This window comes from Pseudomonas nitroreducens, assembly GCF_010994165.1.
GTDB lineage: Bacteria > Pseudomonadota > Gammaproteobacteria > Pseudomonadales > Pseudomonadaceae > Pseudomonas > Pseudomonas nitroreducens.
In genome coordinates this window covers 79,408-96,475 of record NZ_WMBX01000002.1, presented here as the reverse complement: position 1 = coordinate 96,475, position 17,068 = coordinate 79,408, and the positions used below count along the sequence as shown (strand labels likewise).

Sequence of the window (17,068 nt, the reverse complement as noted above, 5' to 3'; positions counted from 1 at the left end):
CCGTTGCACCGCCATCCATCAATTCGCCTGATACCGGGAACCAACCATCATCGTTATTCAATCGAAATAACCAAAGCGACACTGGGCCATCCCATCCCGGAACCCGAGTCGCCAGCATGAACCGCCGAGCCCACCGCTATGCCCGCAACGGCGCCCTCGCTGCCCTGGGGCTCTACACCATCGTGATCCTGGTGGTCACGGCGCTCACTGCCGGCTTCGACGGCGCCCGCCGTGCTCCAGTGGACAATGTCGACCGCAACGGGCTCTTCGAGCGATTCAACCAGGCGGTGCCCGTCGCGCTGCAAGGTATACAGGCCGCCCTCACTCCCCACTCCTGACTGCACGTCACTGGCGCGTCTCGCCAGGCTGGCCAACACTCAAACCCTGCAGAACGATTCCCGACCGATCCAATAGCAGCGTGGGTTTCAGCATGGGCCGAGTCATCGCTTCCGCCGTCTACAGCAAGGGCCGCAAGGTTTCCGACATCCCGCTTGAGGACGGCTATCGCTGGGCCTGCCAGCCCGATCACTTCGTCTGGACTGGCCTGCAGGAGCCAACGCCGGAGGAAATGTTCAACCTGCAACGGCAGTTCAATCTCCACGAACTGGCTGTCTCCGACGCCCTGGAAAAGCACAGTCGACCGAAGCTGGAAACCTTCGGCGATGCGCTGTTCATCGTCATCTATTCGCCGATCCGCGCCGATAGCCGGCTGATGTTCGTCGAAACCCACCTGTTTGCCGGCATCGGCTACATCATCAGTGCACGCCATGGTTTCTCCCAGTCCTATGCCCAGGTCAGGCAACGCTGCGAAGCCCGGCCGCTGCTGCTGGCCCATGGCACCGACTTCGTGCTCTACGCCCTGCTGGATTTCGTGATGAGCAACTACGAACCGGTGGTGGAGGCCATACGCGAGGAGATCGAGGAAGTGGAGCAACAAGTGCTGCGCAAGTCACTGACCCAGGAGCAGATCGAGAAAATCTATGGCCTGCGCCGCGAGGTACTCAAGCTCAAGCACTACGCCGCGCCCATGGTGGAAATCTGCCAGGAACTGCAGCGCCTGGACTTCCCCTTCATCGACAAGCAGATGCGCCCCTACTTCCGCGACGTGGCGATCCACGTGAACCGCCTGCTGGAAGACCTCACTACCCTGCGCGATGTCGCCAGCCAGACCATCGAAGTCGGGCTGGCGCTGGAGTCTTCACGGCAGAGCGTGGTGCAGCGCAAATTCGCTGCCTGGGCGGCCATCCTCGCCTTCCCCACCGCCGTGGCCGGTATCTACGGGATGAACTTCGAATACATCCCGGAACTGCATTGGCACTACGGCTACTTCCTGATCATGGGGCTGCTGGCGCTGGGCTGCGTCGGGCTATACATCAGCTTCAAGCAGGCGGATTGGCTATAGAGACCATCGGCGGCCATTCGGCGACGCGGAACGTAAGATGGCGTGGAGCGCAGCGATACCCATCGAATGGTACGCATCGGCCTGCATGGGTGTCGCTGCGCTCCACCCATCCTACAAAAACTGTTCAGCCTGACATCTGCGCAAACGAAAACGCCGCTCATCTGAGCGGCGTTTTCAGTCAGCACGGCAGAAATCAGGCCGCGCTTTTCTTCTCGGCTCTTTTCTTCTCGTCGCTGCCCTGCTGGACGAAGCGCATCATCCACTCACCCACCGCCGTACCCTGGTGCGGGCGCGCAAGGCTATTGATACCGGACTGGAACACCGGCTCGCTGAAGATGTGCTTGCGCAGCTCCAGGATCGCCTGGGAATAGTCGCTCTGGAACTCCGGGTGGCCCTGGAAGCACAGCACCTGATCACCGATGGCGTAGGCAGCATTCGGGCAGAAATCGCTGGAAGCGATGCGGCGCGCGCCGTGGGGCAGCTCGGTGACCTGGTCCTGGTGGCTGACCAGCAGGGTCAGGCCATCACCCAGCGACGGGCTCATCCACTCCGGCTGCTCCTCGATGCGGTAGTCGTGGATACCCACGCCCCAGCCCTGGCTGGCACGCTCGGTCTTGCCGCCCAGCACCAGCGCCAGCAACTGGTGGCCAAAGCACACGCCCAGCAGCTTGTCGCCGCGCTGGTAGAGCTTGAGCACGTAGTCCTTGAGGGTCTGGATCCAGGGATCAGTGCCGAAGGAGTCCGCCTTGCTGCCAGTCACCAGGTACGCATCGAACTTCTCATCATCGGGCGGGTAATGCCCTTCCACCACGTTGTAGACCTTGAACTCGGCCGGAACGGGTTGCTTGGCGAACAGTTGCTGGAACATCCAGCCATAGCCCTTGTACTGATCGATGAGTTCGGGGCGGAGGATGTCGGTTTCCAGAATGCAGATGTGCAACGACATGCAGGGGTGATTCCTGGGGGGTTGGCGGCTGATATGAGTGGTTATCCTGACACTGATGAAACGCGCGTGAAAATTACGCCCTATTTTTTCACCGCACAAGATGCCGAAGCCGATTCTTGTGCAGGAATTTCAGGGGAAATACCGGAAAAACCGACTTCCTTCAATTGCACCGGCGCACAAGGGTGACGGCCGGTTGGCAAGGATTCAGTCCAATGACCGCTCGCGCAGAACCGAGTTCGCGTCCACTACCTGCGCGTATTCGCCTTGCAGGTTGGCCAGGGACATGGCGTGGACCTCCTCTGCGCTGTGCAGCACGCCGTTGAAATCGCGCTTGTCGAAGGCGAAGCAGGCATCCGCTACCACCTGGACGAAGAAGCCCAGGTTACCCGCGGTGCGGGCCGTGGATTCCACCGAGTTGTTGGTACTCACGCCGCAGATCACCACCGACTCGATGCCGCGCACGCGCAACCAGCGTTCCAGGGCGCTGTTGATGAAGGCGTCGGGGACGTTCTTCTCCACCACGTGCTCGTGCTTCAGCGGCGCCAGCTCCGGCTGGAATTCCGCGCCGGGCTGGCCGGGCCAGAACGGTGAGCCTGGTGTACGGGAAATGTGCCGCACGTGAACCACCGGCCAGCCTGCCTGGCGCCAGGCTGCCAGTAGCTCACCGATGCGCGGTTCGGCCTGCGGGTTGTTGCGCGACTCGGGACTGGTGCGCATGCCGTTCTGCATATCGATGATCAACAGGGCGGGAGCGGTCATCGGTGCGGTCCTGATGGGCGGAAAGACGCCATTCTATGGGCTGCGCAGACGAGAAAAAACCGGCCATGCGGGCCGGTTTTAGAGAGCGGTTGAAAGTCCGTGCAAGTCGATTGCCCTCACCCCAGCCCTCTCCCAGAGGGAGAGGGGGCGGATCGTGCCGGCTGATGCCACGGTTTCACCCTGCGCCGAACGGTCCCCTCTCCCTCCGCGAGAGGGTTAGGGTGAGGGGCTCTCGAAGGAACCGACTCAGAAGCTTTCGCCCCGCGCCGCTTTCTCCAGCAACAGCGCCGGCGGCAGGAAGCGCTCGCCGTACTGCTCGGCCAGGTACTGGGCGCGGGCGACGAAGTCCTTCAGGCCGTACTGGTTGATGAACTGCAGCGCACCGCCGCTCCAGGCCGCGAAGCCGATGCCGAAGATCGAGCCGATGTTGGCGTCGGCGGTGGAGGTCAGCACGCCCTCCCCCACGCAGCGCACCGTCTCGATAGCCTGCACGAAGAGAATGCGGTCGCGCACGTCCTCGGCGGAAATCTGCGCGTCAGCCTTCTCGAAGCGCTGTTTCAGCTCAGTCCACAGATGCTTCTTGCCGTTGGCCGGATAGTCGTAGAAACCGGCGCCGGCGGCTTTGCCCGGGCGCTTGTACTCGTTGACCATCAGGTCCACCACGGCGAAGGCCGGATGCTTCGGCAATGGCTTGCCTTCGGCTTCCAGGTCCTTGCGGGTCTGCTCGCGGATATGGGTCATCAGGCTCATGGAGACTTCGTCGCTGATCGCCAGCGGGCCTACCGGCATGCCAGCCTGGCGCGCCTGGTTCTCGATCATCGCCGCCGACACGCCTTCGCCGAGCATGGCCAGGCCTTCGTTGGTGAAGGTGCCGAACACGCGGGAGGTAAAGAAGCCGCGGCTGTCGTGGACGACGATCGGGGTCTTCTTGATCTGCAGGACGTAGTCGAAGGCCCGGGCCAGGGTGGCGTCGTCGGTCTTCGCGCCGCGGATGATTTCCACCAGCGGCATCTTGTCCACCGGGCTGAAGAAGTGCAGGCCGATGAATTTCTGCGGCTGCGCCACGGCTTCGGCCAGGCCGGTGATCGGCAGGGTCGAGGTGTTGGAGGCGATCACCGCGTCCGGCAGCGCGGCGGTTTCCGCAGCAGCGCTGACCTTGGCCTTCAGGCCACGGTCCTCGAATACGGCTTCGATGATCAGGTCGCAGCCTTCGAAATCGGCGTCACTGGCCGTCGGCTTGATGCGGGCGAGGAAGGCGTCGCGTTTCTCGGCCGTCATCTGGCCCCTGCCGACTTTCTTGTCCAGCAGGCCGGCGGAGTACGCCTTGCCCTTTTCCGCCGCTTCGACGGAAACGTCCTTGAGCACCACCTCGATGCCGGCGGCGGCCGAGACGTAGGCGATGCCCGCGCCCATCATGCCGGCGCCGACGACGCCGACCTTCTTCGTCTGCTGCGGCGGGATGCCTTGCGGACGGGATTTGCCGGCGTTGATCTCGTTGAGCTGGAACCAGAAGGTGCCGATCATGTTCTTCGCCACCTGGCCGGTGGTCAGCTCGGTGAAGTAGCGCGCCTCGATCAGCTGCGCGGTATCGAAGTCCACCTGGGCGCCTTCCACGGCAGCGCACATGATCTTCTCCGGTGCCGGGAAGCAGCCCTTGGTCTTGTCGCGCAGCACGGACGGGGCGATGGCGAGCATCTGTGCCACGGCCGGGCTGGACGGCGTGCCGCCGGGGATCTTGTAGCCGGCGCTGTCCCACGGCTGCTTGGCGGCCGGGTTGGCGGCGATCCACTCGCGGGCCTTGCTCAGCATCTCGTCGCGGCTGGAGGCCAACTGATGGATCAGGCCGGCCTTGAGCGCCTGGTCCGGGCGCACTTTCTTGCCTTCGGCCAGATACGGCAGGGCTTTCTCCAGCCCCAGCAGGCGGACCATGCGCACTACCCCGCCGCCACCGGGCAGCAGGCCCAGGGTGACTTCCGGCAGGCCGAGCTGGACGTGGCTTTCGTCCAGGGCGATGCGGTGGTGGCAGGCCAGGCAGATTTCCCAGCCGCCGCCCAGCGCCGCGCCGTTGATGGCGGCAACTACGGGCTTGCCGAGGGTTTCCAGGCGGCGCAGCTGGCCCTTGAGCACCAGGATGCCTTCGTAGAAGGCCTTGGCGTCCGCCTTGGTGACCTTGATCAGTTCATTGAGATCGCCGCCGGCGAAGAAGGTTTTCTTCGCGGAGGTGATCACCACGCCGGCGATCGAGTCCTTCTCGGCTTCCAGGCGCGCGACAGTGGCGGCCATGGCCTCGCGGTAGACACCGTTCATGGTGTTGGCGCTCTGGCCAGGCATGTCCATGGTCAGGACGACGATGTTGTCCTGGCCTTTCTCGTAACGGATGGCGTCAGTCATTTTTGTTTTCTTCCCATGCTGGGGGATCGCTTCAGGGGCGTCACGAGCGAAGGTCAGGCAGGGCGGAATCTCTTCGGGAAGCGGAGTTGGCTGTAGCCAATGGGCATTCCCGGAGAGCTTCCAACGCGGCATGGCCGAGCGCAGTTGCCCATGATCGATCCTTAAATACGTTCGATGATGGTGGCTATGCCCATGCCGCCGCCCACGCAGAGGGTGGCCAGGCCGTAGCGCAGGTTGCGCCGCTCCAGCTCGTCCAGCAGGGTGCCGAGGATCATGCAGCCGGTGGCACCCAGCGGGTGGCCCATGGCGATGGAGCCGCCGTTGACGTTGACCTTGCTCTCCGGCACGCCCATGTCCTTCATGAACTTCATCACCACCGAGGCGAAGGCTTCGTTCACTTCATAGAGGTCGATGTCCTCGGCCTTGAGCCCAGCCTTGGCCAGCGCCTTGCGGGTTGCCGGCGCGGGGCCGGTGAGCATGATGGTCGGGTCGGTGCTGGTCACCGCGGTGGCGACGATGCGCCCGCGGGCCTTCAGGCCCAGCTCGCGGCCCTTGGCTTCGGAGCCGATGAGCATGGCGGTGGCGCCGTCGACGATGCCGGAGCTGTTGCCCGGCGTGTGTACATGCTCGATGCGCTCGACGAAGCTGTACTTGCGCAGCGCGCTGGCGTCGAAGCCCATCTGTCCCATCATCTCGAAGCTGGGCTTGAGCGCGCCGAGGCCTTCGAGGGTCGAGTCGCCGCGAATGAACTCGTCATGGTCGAGCAGGACGATGCCATTCTGGTCGGTCACCGGCACCAGGGACTTGGCGAACAGTCCTTCGGCGCGGGCCTTGGCGGCCTTCTGCTGGGAGCGCAGGGCGAAAGCGTCGACGTCGGCACGGCTGAAGCCTTCCAGGGTGGCGATCAGATCGGCGCCGATGCCCTGGGGCACGAAGCTGGTGTGCAGGTTGGTTTCCGGGTCCAGCGCCCAGGCGCCGCCGTCGGAGCCCATGGGCACGCGGGACATGGATTCGACGCCGCCGACCACCACCAGGTCCTCGAAGCCCGAACGCACCTTCATGGCGCCCAGGTTGACCGCCTCCAGGCCCGAGGCGCAGAAGCGATTGATCTGCACGCCGGCGACCTGCTCGTCCCAGTCGGCCACCAGCGCAGCGGTCTTGGCGATGTCCGAGCCCTGGTCGCCCACCGGGGTCACACAGCCCAGGACGATGTCGTCGACCTGGGCGGTATCCAGCTGGTTGCGCTGCTGCAGTGCGCGCAGCACGCCGGCCATCAGGTTGACCGGCTTGACACTGTGCAGCGCGCCGTCCTTCTTGCCCTTGCCGCGGGGAGTACGCACCGCGTCGTAAATGAATGCTTCGGTCATGGTGTTCTCTCTTAGAGTTGTCGTCACGCAGGCGTGGCGTGTCGGCCTACCTTAGCGGCGTATCGGCAGGGAGCAATGACCGCAGCGCTCAGCGAAATTGACCGCCACGCTCAGCGACCGACCGGAGGTGATCGAGCCGAAAGCTCTGGAAAGGGGTTTTCGGCGGGAACGGACGAGCGGTCGAAAAGCTGAACCGCGTTGTCACGTTCCAGTCATATAGAGGGAATATGCCTGAAGCTGCATCACTTGCTGCAAGATGGTCTAAGCCCGCGCGGCACTAGGCTTAGACTCCGTTATGCAGTGAATGAAAAGCGTGCAGATGATGCGAAAAGTGCCGTTGCCGGGTTTTGCCGGCTCGGCTGGAGTCACCAGAAGCCAAGGCATGCGCGCCACTGTCAACAGGCCGTGGGTGGCCGTGCCAAGAACAAGAAAGGCGGAAGGACATCATGGACAAACAATCGAGAAAGTGGCGTCAGGCAAGCCTGATCGTCTTCGCAACCACCGTTGTACTGATCATCCCCAATCTGAGTCGTCTGGTCGGCTAGGGCCAACACCCGGCTACCCCGTCGCTGCGTACCGCGTGCCGCCATCCGCGCGCCACGGTCAACGCAGCGCGGGAGCCACCCATCTCCTGCGGCGCCCACTCCTCTGCTAATGTTCCGCGGCCCACTCCGCCACGGATGCGACCATGCGCCCACTGCTGCTGACGCTGCTCCTGCTCTGCCCCACCGCTTTCGCCGCGACGCTCACCCTCGAACTGCCCGATGGCAAGCACAGCCTGACCAGTGAGCAATTGCTGGCCGATCCCCAGGCGCAGGACATCGAGATTCCCGCCGACGTTTCCTACAACCGCACCATGCATTACCGCGCGGTGCCACTGGCCGCGCTGCTCAAAGGCGTGAAGCCCGGTGATCACCTGCAGGCAGTGGCGCTCGATGGATTCGCCGCCGAGCTGCCAGCCGCGCCGCTGCTGGAGAACACAGGCTCGCGCGCCTGGCTGGCCATCGAGGAAGCCGATAGGCCCTGGCCGAAACTCGGCGACGGCAAGCCGTCCGCCGGGCCGTTCTACCTTGTGTGGAGCGATCCCAAGGCCGCCGGCATCGGCCCGGAGCAGTGGCCGTTCCAGGTTGCCAGCATCCGTTACCTGAAGCCGCTGGCCGAACGCTTCCCGGCGCTGCTGCCGGCGAAGAGCGCACCGAAGCCAGTGCAGGACGGTTTCGCCCAGTTCCAGAAGAACTGCCTGGCCTGCCACCGCCTGAACGGTGCCGGGGATTCGCAGTTCGGTCCGGACCTGAACATCCCGCACAACCCGACCGAATACTTCGCCGCGGGCTATCTCAAGCGGTACATCCGCGACCCGCAGAGCCTGCGGCACTGGCCGGAAGCGCGGATGAAAGGGTTTGCGACGGATGCGATCAGCGACAAGGAGCTGGATCAGATCGTCGCTTACCTGAAGCACATGGCGGGGCGCAAGGTGAAGGTTGGCGGCTAGAAGCCGGGGCTCTTTGTAGGGCGGATAACGCGCCAGCGTTATCCGCCTTATCGATATCGGCGGATAACCTGTTCCAGGTTATGCACCCTACAGCACTATCCCCAAAACCCGGCCCGCAGCGAAACGTCAGTGCCAGTAATCCCCCGGCGGCGCCGGCAGTTCGCCAAGCAACTGACGTAGCCCGGCGCCCCACTGCCCGCGAATGCCCTCGAAATACGCATCGCCCTCCTGGATACGATACCCCGCCGGCACCTCCAGGCTGCCTTCGCGATACACCAGCAGGTCCAGCGGCATGCCCACCGAGAGGTTGCTGCGGATGGTCGAGTCGAAACTGATCAGCGCGCAGCGCAGCGCCTGTTCCAGCGGTGTCGCGTAGCTCATGGCGCGGTCGATGATCGGCTTGCCGTATTTGCTTTCGCCGATCTGGAAGTAAGGCGTGTCGCGGCAGGACTCGATGAAGTTGCCCTGCGGATAGACGTTGAACAGACGCGGCACTTCCTGGCCGATCTGGCCGCCGACCAGGAACGAACTACCCAGGTCGACGCCCTGGTTCTGGCCGATGTTCTCATCGTGATCGACCACCTCGCGCAGAGTCGAGCCCACCAGCCGGGCCGCCTCGAACAGGTTCTCGACATTGCCCAGGTTCGGCCCGTCGCTGCCCATGCGCAGGCGCAGCGTGCTGATCACCGATTGCGAGGTGGCCAGGTTGCCGGCGCTCTGCACCACGATCAGGCGCTCGCCGGGTGTGCCGAAGATGTGCAGCTTGCGGAACACGGCGATGTTGTCGACGCCGGCATTGGTGCGCGAATCGGAAACGAAGACCAGGCCCTGGGCGAGGTTCATGGCGACGCAATAGGTCATGGCGTTCTCATGGCAGGTTCAGGGAACGGGAAAGCTGGCACCGATCTTAAGCCGGTGCCCGGTCTTTCGCCACGCCCGCTCATTGCTGCATCTGCTGGGCCTGCTGGAGATGCCCAGGCGCCACGGTGACGCGGGCGTGCATCTGCTCGCCGCCGCCACCCCGACGCATGCCGCGCACCGGGCAAGCGTCGAGGTAGTCCAGGCCCACCGCCAGTTTCAGGTGGCGTTCAGGACGGTCCAGCACGTTGGTCACGTCGAAGCTGTACCAGGCGTCGTCCAGCCAGGCCTCCGCCCAGGCATGGCTGGCGAGGTGCTCTTCGCTGTCGGTGTAGAGGTAGCCGGAAACGTAGCGCGCCGGCACGCTCAGATAGCGCAGGCAGGCGAGAAAGGCGTGGGCATGGTCCTGGCAGACCCCTTGCCCGGCCGCAAAGGCTTCGGCGGCAGTGCTGTCCACCTGGGTCGAACCGGGCACGTAGGCGATGCGCTCGTTCAGCGCCTGCATCAGGCGGATCATCGCCTTGCGGTCGCGCCGCTCGGCACACTGGGCTCGGGCGAACTCCTGCAGCGCGCCGTCGGCCTGGGTCAGGCGCGTGCCACGCAGGAACGGCAGCGGCGACAGGTGATCGTGCTCGCGCTCGTTCTCCACGTCGATTTCAACGTTGCCGTGAGCGGCTATGGCAATGGCCTCGTGGGGCTCGTCGAGGGTCAGCACATGGAGGATGTTGCCGTAGGCATCGCGCTGCGGGTGCGCCGGGCGCGGCAGGTGCAGTTGCCAGTCCAGGACGTGCTGGCGCTCGCTTTCCTGCGGGGTCAGGCGCAGGTACTGGATGCTCGCGCGCACCTGGTCTTCGTAGCGGTAGGTGGTGTCGTGGCGGATGGAGAGTTTCATGCGGCCTCCAGGTACGAGCTGTGAATGGCGTTGGCGAGCTGGCGAACCAGCCCGATGTGGTCGGTGATCCAGGTGTGCAGGCCGGCGCCGAGCACCTCGTCGATGCCGGTGTAGCGCACCCGTGCCTCCAGTTCGGCGGCCATGCGCTGGGCCGGCCGACCGTTGGCGCCCGGCAGGCTGGCGAGGATCTGGCGCAGTTCCTCGGCGCAGGCCAGCAGCGAACGCGGGACGTCCTCGCGCAGCAGCAGGAGTTCGGCGATGTTCCGTGCGTTCAGCGCATCGCGATAAAGCTCGGTGTAACCCTCGAAGGCCGAGAGCGCGCGCAGCAATGCCGTCCACTGGTAGTAACCACGGGCGGAACCTTCCGCCGGGCCGGCGCTGTGTTCGCCCAGCACCTGATGCCGCGCATCGAGCAGTCGCAAGGTGTTGTCGGCGCGCTCGATGTAGGTGCCCAGGCGGATGAAGTGGAAGGCGTCGTTGCGCATGCTGGTGCCGAAGGTGGCGCCGCGGAACAGGTGCGAGCGGTCCTTCACCCATTCGCAGAAGTGGCTGATGCCGTAGCGCAGCAGGCCCTGGTGGGCGATGTCGCGCATCTCCAGCCAGGTGGCGTTGATGTTTTCCCACATGTCGGTGGTGATGCGCCCGCGCACCGCATGCGCCCCGGCGCGGGCGGCGCCGAAGCAGGAATAGATGCTGGTGGGGTTCTGGGCATCCAGGGCGAAGAAGTTCAGCAGGCGCTCGGCGTGGAGCTCGCCGTGGCGGGCGAGATAGGCGTCGAGGTTGCCGGTGATCAGCAGCGGCATGGCCAGCTCTTCCAGGCCATCGCCGCGGCCGTCCTGGGGCATCAGCGACAGCGAGTAGGACACGTCGAGCATGCGCGCGAGGTTTTCGGCGCGCTCCAGGTAACGCGACATCCAGTAGAGGTCAGAAGCGGTACGGCTCAGCATGATCAGTCCTCCACCACCCAGGTGTCCTTGGTGCCGCCACCCTGTGACGAATTCACTACCAGCGAGCCTTCGCGCAGCGCCACGCGGGTCAGCCCGCCCGGCACCAGGCGCACGTTGTCCGGCGCGGACAGCACGAAGGGCCGCAGGTCGATGTGCCGCGGGGCGATGCCGTTCTCGACGAAGGTCGGGCAGGTCGACAGGCTCAGCGTCGGCTGCGCGATGTAGGCCTCCGGCCGCGCCATCAGCCGCGCGCGGAAGGCTTCGATTTCCGCCGTGGTAGCCGCCGGGCCGACCAGCATGCCGTAGCCGCCGGAGCCCTGGGCTTCCTTCACCACCAGTTCGGGGAGGTGCGCCAGCACGTGGGACAGGTCCTGCGGGCGGCGGCACTGCCAGGTCGGCACGTTGTGCAGGATCGGCTCCTGGTCGAGGTAGAAGCGGATCATTTCCGGCACGTAGGGGTAGACCGACTTGTCGTCCGCCACGCCGGTACCGATGGCGTTGGCCAGGACCACGTTGCCGGCGCGATAGGCGGCCAGCAGGCCGGGCACGCCGAGCATGGAGTCGGGGTTGAAGGCCAGCGGGTCGAGGAAATCGTCGTCGATGCGCCGGTAGATCACGTCCACCTGCTGCGGGCCGGCGGTGGTGCGCATGTAGACGCGCTCGTCACGGACGAACAGGTCGGCGCCTTCCACCAGTTCCACGCCCATCTCGCGGGCAAGGAAGGCGTGCTCGAAGTAGGCGCTGTTGAAACGCCCCGGCGTCAGCACCACCACGCTGGGGTTATCCAGCGGGCTGGAGTTGCGCAGGGTATCCAGCAGCAGGTTCGGGTAGTGGTCGATGGGGGCGATGCGCTGGGCGGAGAACAGCTCGGGGAACAGCCGCATCATCATCTTGCGGTTCTCCAGCATGTAGGAGACGCCGCTGGGGGTGCGCAGGTTGTCCTCGAGCACGTAGTAGGCGCCGTTGCCGTCGCGCACAAGATCGATGCCGGCGATGTGCGCGTAAACATTGCCGGGCACGTCCAGGCCCTGCATCGCCAGTTGGTACTGGTCGTTGGCCAGCACCTGCTCGGGCGGGATCAGGCCTTCCTTGAGGATGCGCTGGTCGTGGTAGAGGTCGGCAAGGAACAGGTTGAGCGCCTGTACCCGCTGGATGCAGCCAGCCTCGATGATTTTCCATTCGCTGGCGGGAATGCTCCGCGGGATGGTGTCGAAGGGGATCAGGCGTTCGGTGCCCTGGTCGTCGCCATAGAGGGTGAAGGTGATCCCGGCGCGATAGAACAGCAGGTCGGCCTCGCGGCGGCGCTGTTGCAGATGCTCGCCGGGCATGTCCGCCAGCCAGCGGGCGAACTCCGTGTAGTGCGGTCGGCAGGCGCCAGCGGCGTCATGCATTTCGTCATAGAACACCCGAGCCATCTTCTACTCCTTGTTGCCGCTCGTCCTCGGCTGCGAAGGCCATCGCAAGGCCCGTGCCAGAGGTCGATTTCCTGTTGGTTCAATGACTTGCAAAGGCTGCCCGGAGGCCACGCACCCGCTTGGTGCACTTTTCCCGGCCAGCCACCCCGGCCCGCCCCGTTTGGGGCCGCAAGCGCCATGCGGCGGGCTTTTGCGGGGTGCCGGAGGCTTTCTTGTCAGCCTCCGGGGCCGGAACTACGCTGCAAGAGCGTGCCCATTCGCTATGGACATGCAGCGGTCAACGGAGGTGCCATTTTTCTGCGCGCTGGTTCCGCAGTGGCTCCCACACGAAGAACAACAGGAGTCCGTCCATGTCATCCGTGCAATTGTCCTTAGTGAAAGCCGCGGCACTGGCCTTCGCCGGCGTCAGCCTGCTCTCCAGCGCCTCGCTGCAGGCGGCAGAAGCACTCAAGCAGCTCGGCAACCCCGAAGGCGCGCTGGATATCATTGCCTGGCCCGGCTACATCGAGCGCGGCGAGAGCGACAAGAACTACGACTGGGTCAGCCAGTTCGAGAAGGACAGCGGCTGCAAGGTCAACGTGAAGACCGCCGCCACTTCCGACGAAATGGTCAGCCTGATGGCCAAGGGTGGCTACGACCTCGTCACCGCGTCCGGCGATGCCTCGCTGCGGCTGGTCTACGGCAAGCGCGTGCAGCCGATCAACATCGCCCTGGTGCCCAACTGGAAGAACGTCGACAAGCGCCTGCAGGACGCGCCCTGGCACACGGTGGATGGCCAGCACTACGGCACGCCCTACCAATGGGGGCCGAACGTGCTGATGTACAACACCAAGGTCTTCCCCAAGGCCCCCGACAGCTGGAGCGTGGTGTTCAGCGAGCAGAAGCTGCCCGACGGCAAGAGCAACAAGGGCCGCGTGCAGGCCTATGACGGCCCGATCTACATCGCCGATGCGGCGCTCTACCTCAAGACCACCCAGCCCGCGCTGGGCATCCAGGACCCGTACGAACTCAACGAGGAACAGTACGCCGCCGCCCTCAAGCTGCTGCGCGAACAGCAGAAGCTGATCCATCGCTACTGGCACGATGCGACGGTGCAGATGAGCGACTTCAAGAACGAAGGCGTGGCCGCTTCCGGTTCCTGGCCCTACCAGGTGAACGCGCTGCAGGGCGAGAAGCAGCCGATCTCCTCGACCATCCCCACCGAGGGCGTCACCGGCTGGGCCGACACCACCATGATGCACGTGGACGCCAAGCACCCGGTGTGCGCCTACAAGTGGCTGAACTGGTCGCTGGAACCCAAGGTGCAGGGTGATGTCGCCGCCTGGTTCGGCTCGGTGCCCGCCGCCCCCGCCGGCTGCACCGGCAGCCAATTGCTCGGCGCCCAGGGTTGCGCGAACAATGGCTACGACCAGTTCGACCGCATCGCCTTCTGGAAGACCCCGCAGGCCAAGTGCGCCCAGGGGCAGTGCGTGCCGTACAGCCGCTGGACGCAGGACTACATTGCGATCATGGGTGGGAGGTGATCCCCCTGCCGGATCAAAAGCCCCTCACCCTAACCCTCTCCCGCAAGCGGGAGAGGGAACCGTTCGGTGCAGGATGAAACCTTGCCATCAGCCGGCACGGACGGCTCCCTCTCCCTGAGGGAGAGGGCTGGGGGTGAGGGGATGCGTTGGCACAAACCTTTCCAGAAAACAGTCGCCGCTACAAATGCCCCACCTCACCCACAAGTCGGCAAGCACCCCCGCCCCCATGCGCTACCTTTTCTGATGCAGCCCCCGCCACGCAGGTAGCCCGCAGCATGACCACAGCCGTCCAGTTCACCGACGTGAGCCGCCACTATGGCGAGGTGCGCGCCGTCGACCGCGTGTCCATCGAGATCCGCGACGGCGAGTTCTTCTCCATGCTCGGCCCGTCCGGCTCCGGCAAGACCACCTGCCTGCGGCTGATCGCCGGCTTCGAGCAACCCACCTCCGGGTCCATCCGCATCCACGGCAACGAAGCCGCGGGCCTGCCGCCCTACGAGCGCGACGTCAACACGGTGTTCCAGGACTACGCGCTGTTCCCACACATGAACGTGCTGGACAACGTCGCCTACGGCCTGAAGGTGAAAGGCGTGGCCAAGGCCGAACGCTACCACCGCGCCGAGGAAGCCCTGGGGATGGTCGCCCTCGCCGGATACGGCAAGCGCAAGCCGGCGCAGTTGTCCGGCGGCCAGCGCCAGCGCGTGGCGCTCGCCCGCGCCCTGGTGAATCGCCCGCGTGTGCTGCTGCTGGACGAACCCCTCGGCGCGCTGGACCTGAAGCTGCGCGAGCAGATGCAGGTGGAGTTGAAGAAACTGCAACGCCAGCTGGGCATCACCTTCATTTTCGTCACCCACGACCAGAGCGAAGCGCTGTCCATGTCCGACCGCGTCGCAGTGTTCAATAAGGGCCGCATCGAACAGGTCGATACTCCGGGCAACCTCTACCGTCGCCCGGCCACGCGCTTCGTCGCCGAGTTCGTCGGTACCGCCAACGTGCTGCGCGGCGATCTCGCCCAACGCCTGCTCGGCGAGTCCCGCCCACACTCATTGCGCCCGGAACACGTGCGCTTCGGCCGCGCCGGTGAGGGCGAACTGGAGGTCAGTGGCACCTTGTTCGACGTGCAGTACATGGGCGCCAGCAGCCGCTACGAGATCGAACTGGAGAACGGTGTGCGCCTGGTCGCCGCGCTGCCCAACGGCGAGCGCGAGGAACAGCGCCCGAAACCCGGCGACGCAGTGACCGCCTCCTGGGCGCGTAGCGCGCTGGTGCCGCTGCTGGAAGAACCGCCGTCATGAGGGCGATCTCCACCTTCCTCTACCGGCGCAGCACACTCTACCTGCTGATGCTGCTGATCCCGCCGCTGCTGTGGTTCGGCGTGATCTACATCGGCTCGCTGTTCGCCCTGCTCTGGCAGAGCTTCTACACCTTCGACGACTTCACTATGGCGGTGACGCCGGACCTGACGTTGGCCAACTACCGGGCACTGTTCAACCCGGCAAACTACGACATTGTCCTGCGCACGCTGGGCATGGCCATCGCCGTGTCCATCGCCAGCGCCATCCTCGCCTTCCCCATCGCCTACTACATGGCGCGCTATGCCGGGCCGAAGGAAAAAGCCTTCTTCTACATCGCCGTGATGCTGCCGATGTGGGCCAGCTACATCGTCAAGGCCTACGCCTGGACGGTGATCCTGGCCAAGGGCGGCATCCTCTACTGGGTGATCGAGCACCTGCACCTGCTTGGCCTGCTCAACCTGCTGCTGGAAGTGCCCGGCGTGGGCGGCAACACCTTGTCCACCTCGCACATCGGGCGCTTCTGGGTGTTCACCTACATCTGGCTGCCGTTCATGATCCTGCCGATCCAGGCCGCCCTGGAGCGCCTACCGCCCACGCTGCTGCAAGCCTCGGCCGACCTCGGCGCGCACCCGCGGCAGACCTTCTTCCAGGTCATCCTGCCGCTGGCCTTCCCCGGCGTGGTGGCCGGCTCGATCTTCACCTTCAGCCTGACCCTGGGCGACTTCATCATCCCGCAACTGGTGGGCCCCAGCGGGCTGTTCATCGGCACCATGGTCTACGTGCAGCAGGGCGCAGTGGGCAACATGCCGCTGGCGGCAGCCTTCACCCTGGTGCCCATCGTGCTGATCGCCGTGTATCTCTCCATCGCCAAGCGGCTGGGGGCCTTCGATGCGCTCTGATGCACATTCCACCGACCGTCCCTCCTGGTTCCTGCGCCTGACGGCCTGGGGCGGGCTGCTGTTCCTGCACTTCCCGATCCTGGTGATCCTGCTCTACGCCTTCAACACCGAGGAGTCGGCCTACAGCTTCCCGCTGCAGGGCTTCACCCTGAAATGGTTCAGCATCGCGTTTCAGCGCGGGGACGTACTCGACGCCATCTGGCTGTCGGTGAAGATCGCCTGCGTCGCCACGCTGATTGCCATGATCCTCGGCACGCTGGCAGCCGGCGCTCTCTACCGCCGCGACTTCTTCGGCAAGGAAGGCATCTCGCTGATGCTGATCCTGCCCATCGCCCTGCCCGGCATCATCACCGGTATCGCCCTACTCTCGGCATTCAAGACCCTCGGCATCGACCCCGGCTTCCTGACCATCGTCATCGGCCACGCCACCTTCTGCGTGGTGATCGTCTACAACAACGTGATCGCGCGCTTCCGCCGCACCTCGTTCAGCCTGATCGAGGCGAGCATGGACCTGGGCGCCGACGGCTGGCAGACCTTCCGCTACATCATCCTGCCGAACATCGCCACGGCGCTGCTGGCCGGCGGCATGCTGGCCTTCGCGCTGTCGTTCGACGAGATCATCGTCACCACCTTCACCGCCGGCCATGAGCGCACCCTGCCGCTGTGGCTGCTCAACCAGCTGACCCGCCCGCGCGACGTGCCGATCACCAACGTGGTGGCCATGCTGGTGATGCTCGCCACCATGCTGCCGATACTCGGCGCGTACTACCTGACGCGCGGGACCAGTGATGTGGCAGGGAGCGGGAAATGACTCTGGCGTTTTGCGAAACGCCCTCTCCCCAGCCCTCTCCCTGAAGGGAGAGGGAGCATCCGTGCAGCGGG

General features: G+C 65.0%; 16 protein-coding genes. 8 read left to right on the top strand and 8 right to left on the bottom strand.

The annotated features are described in order from the left end of the window. Window positions 1–116 precede the first annotated feature (116 nt). Window positions 117–338, top strand: coding sequence for a hypothetical protein (locus GJV37_RS08445; RefSeq protein WP_170859571.1), 222 nt, complete (start codon window positions 117–119; stop codon window positions 336–338). 92 nt (window positions 339–430) lie between these two features. Beyond that, window positions 431–1,402, top strand: a complete 972-nt coding sequence (locus GJV37_RS08440) for a magnesium and cobalt transport protein CorA (protein WP_017516914.1) — start codon at window positions 431–433, stop codon at window positions 1,400–1,402. Between the two features lie 193 nt (window positions 1,403–1,595). Here the strand turns inward: GJV37_RS08440 and GJV37_RS08435 are convergent, their stop codons facing one another. After that, window positions 1,596–2,348 (bottom strand): amidotransferase, encoded by a 753-nt coding sequence (locus GJV37_RS08435; RefSeq protein ID WP_170859570.1) that lies wholly within the window; start codon window positions 2,346–2,348, stop codon window positions 1,596–1,598. A 33-nt stretch (window positions 2,349–2,381) separates the two neighbouring features. On the opposite strand from GJV37_RS08435, the gene GJV37_RS08430 reads away from it, so the two are divergent. Next, window positions 2,382–2,534: a hypothetical protein gene (locus GJV37_RS08430; protein WP_170859569.1), complete on the top strand. Its 153-nt coding sequence runs from the start codon at window positions 2,382–2,384 to the stop codon at window positions 2,532–2,534. 18 nt (window positions 2,535–2,552) lie between these two features. Here GJV37_RS08430 and GJV37_RS08425 read toward each other — a convergent pair whose 3' ends face one another. The 3 genes from GJV37_RS08425 to GJV37_RS08415 all read right to left on the bottom strand — a co-directional run bounded on the left by GJV37_RS08425 (window position 2,553) and on the right by GJV37_RS08415 (window position 6,865). Further along, entirely contained in the window at window positions 2,553–3,107 is a 555-nt protein-coding gene (locus GJV37_RS08425; protein ID WP_193452323.1) for a cysteine hydrolase family protein, read from the bottom strand. A gap of 246 nt (window positions 3,108–3,353) precedes the next feature. Beyond that, window positions 3,354–5,498: a 3-hydroxyacyl-CoA dehydrogenase NAD-binding domain-containing protein gene (locus tag GJV37_RS08420; RefSeq protein ID WP_170859567.1), complete on the bottom strand. Its 2,145-nt coding sequence runs from the start codon at window positions 5,496–5,498 to the stop codon at window positions 3,354–3,356. 161 nt (window positions 5,499–5,659) lie between these two features. Beyond that, entirely contained in the window at window positions 5,660–6,865 is a 1,206-nt protein-coding gene (locus GJV37_RS08415) for an acetyl-CoA C-acetyltransferase (RefSeq protein WP_084359130.1), read from the bottom strand. 688 nt (window positions 6,866–7,553) lie between these two features. Between GJV37_RS08415 and GJV37_RS08410 the strand changes: the two genes are divergently transcribed. Then, window positions 7,554–8,357 (top strand): cytochrome c, encoded by an 804-nt coding sequence (locus GJV37_RS08410; RefSeq protein ID WP_170859566.1) that lies wholly within the window; start codon window positions 7,554–7,556, stop codon window positions 8,355–8,357. A gap of 126 nt (window positions 8,358–8,483) precedes the next feature. Here the strand turns inward: GJV37_RS08410 and GJV37_RS08405 are convergent, their stop codons facing one another. The 4 genes from GJV37_RS08405 to GJV37_RS08390 form a co-directional block, all read right to left on the bottom strand. After that, window positions 8,484–9,218 carry a proteasome-type protease gene (locus GJV37_RS08405; RefSeq protein ID WP_024765453.1) on the bottom strand — a complete coding sequence of 245 codons (735 nt, stop codon included), beginning with the start codon at window positions 9,216–9,218 and terminating at the stop codon, window positions 8,484–8,486. A gap of 79 nt (window positions 9,219–9,297) precedes the next feature. Beyond that, window positions 9,298–10,107, bottom strand: coding sequence for a transglutaminase family protein (locus GJV37_RS08400; protein ID WP_037010443.1), 810 nt, complete (start codon window positions 10,105–10,107; stop codon window positions 9,298–9,300). Next, window positions 10,104–11,054: an alpha-E domain-containing protein gene (locus GJV37_RS08395; protein WP_065327624.1), complete on the bottom strand. Its 951-nt coding sequence runs from the start codon at window positions 11,052–11,054 to the stop codon at window positions 10,104–10,106. Before GJV37_RS08395 ends, GJV37_RS08400 begins: the two co-directional genes overlap by 4 nt. Window positions 11,055–11,056: 2 nt before the next feature. Then, complete coding sequence (locus tag GJV37_RS08390) at window positions 11,057–12,469, bottom strand: circularly permuted type 2 ATP-grasp protein (protein ID WP_024765451.1); 1,413 nt, start codon at window positions 12,467–12,469, stop codon at window positions 11,057–11,059. 350 nt (window positions 12,470–12,819) lie between these two features. Here GJV37_RS08390 and ydcS point away from each other — a divergent pair, with 350 nt between their 5' ends. The 4 genes from ydcS to GJV37_RS08370 all read left to right on the top strand — a co-directional run bounded on the left by ydcS (window position 12,820) and on the right by GJV37_RS08370 (window position 16,997). Then, the gene (ydcS, locus tag GJV37_RS08385; RefSeq protein WP_170859565.1) at window positions 12,820–13,992 is read left to right on the top strand and encodes a putative ABC transporter substrate-binding protein YdcS; all 1,173 of its coding nucleotides are present in this window, start codon (window positions 12,820–12,822) and stop codon (window positions 13,990–13,992) included. A 275-nt stretch (window positions 13,993–14,267) separates the two neighbouring features. Further along, window positions 14,268–15,287 carry an ABC transporter ATP-binding protein gene (locus GJV37_RS08380; protein ID WP_024765450.1) on the top strand — a complete coding sequence of 340 codons (1,020 nt, stop codon included), beginning with the start codon at window positions 14,268–14,270 and terminating at the stop codon, window positions 15,285–15,287. After that, on the top strand, window positions 15,284–16,186 hold the full coding sequence (locus GJV37_RS08375) for an ABC transporter permease (protein ID WP_169887872.1): 903 nt from the start codon (window positions 15,284–15,286) through the stop codon (window positions 16,184–16,186). The genes GJV37_RS08380 and GJV37_RS08375 overlap by 4 nt, the downstream gene beginning before the upstream one ends. Next, entirely contained in the window at window positions 16,176–16,997 is an 822-nt protein-coding gene (locus GJV37_RS08370) for an ABC transporter permease (RefSeq protein WP_170860182.1), read from the top strand. The genes GJV37_RS08375 and GJV37_RS08370 overlap by 11 nt, the downstream gene beginning before the upstream one ends. Window positions 16,998–17,068: the final 71 nt, after the last annotated feature.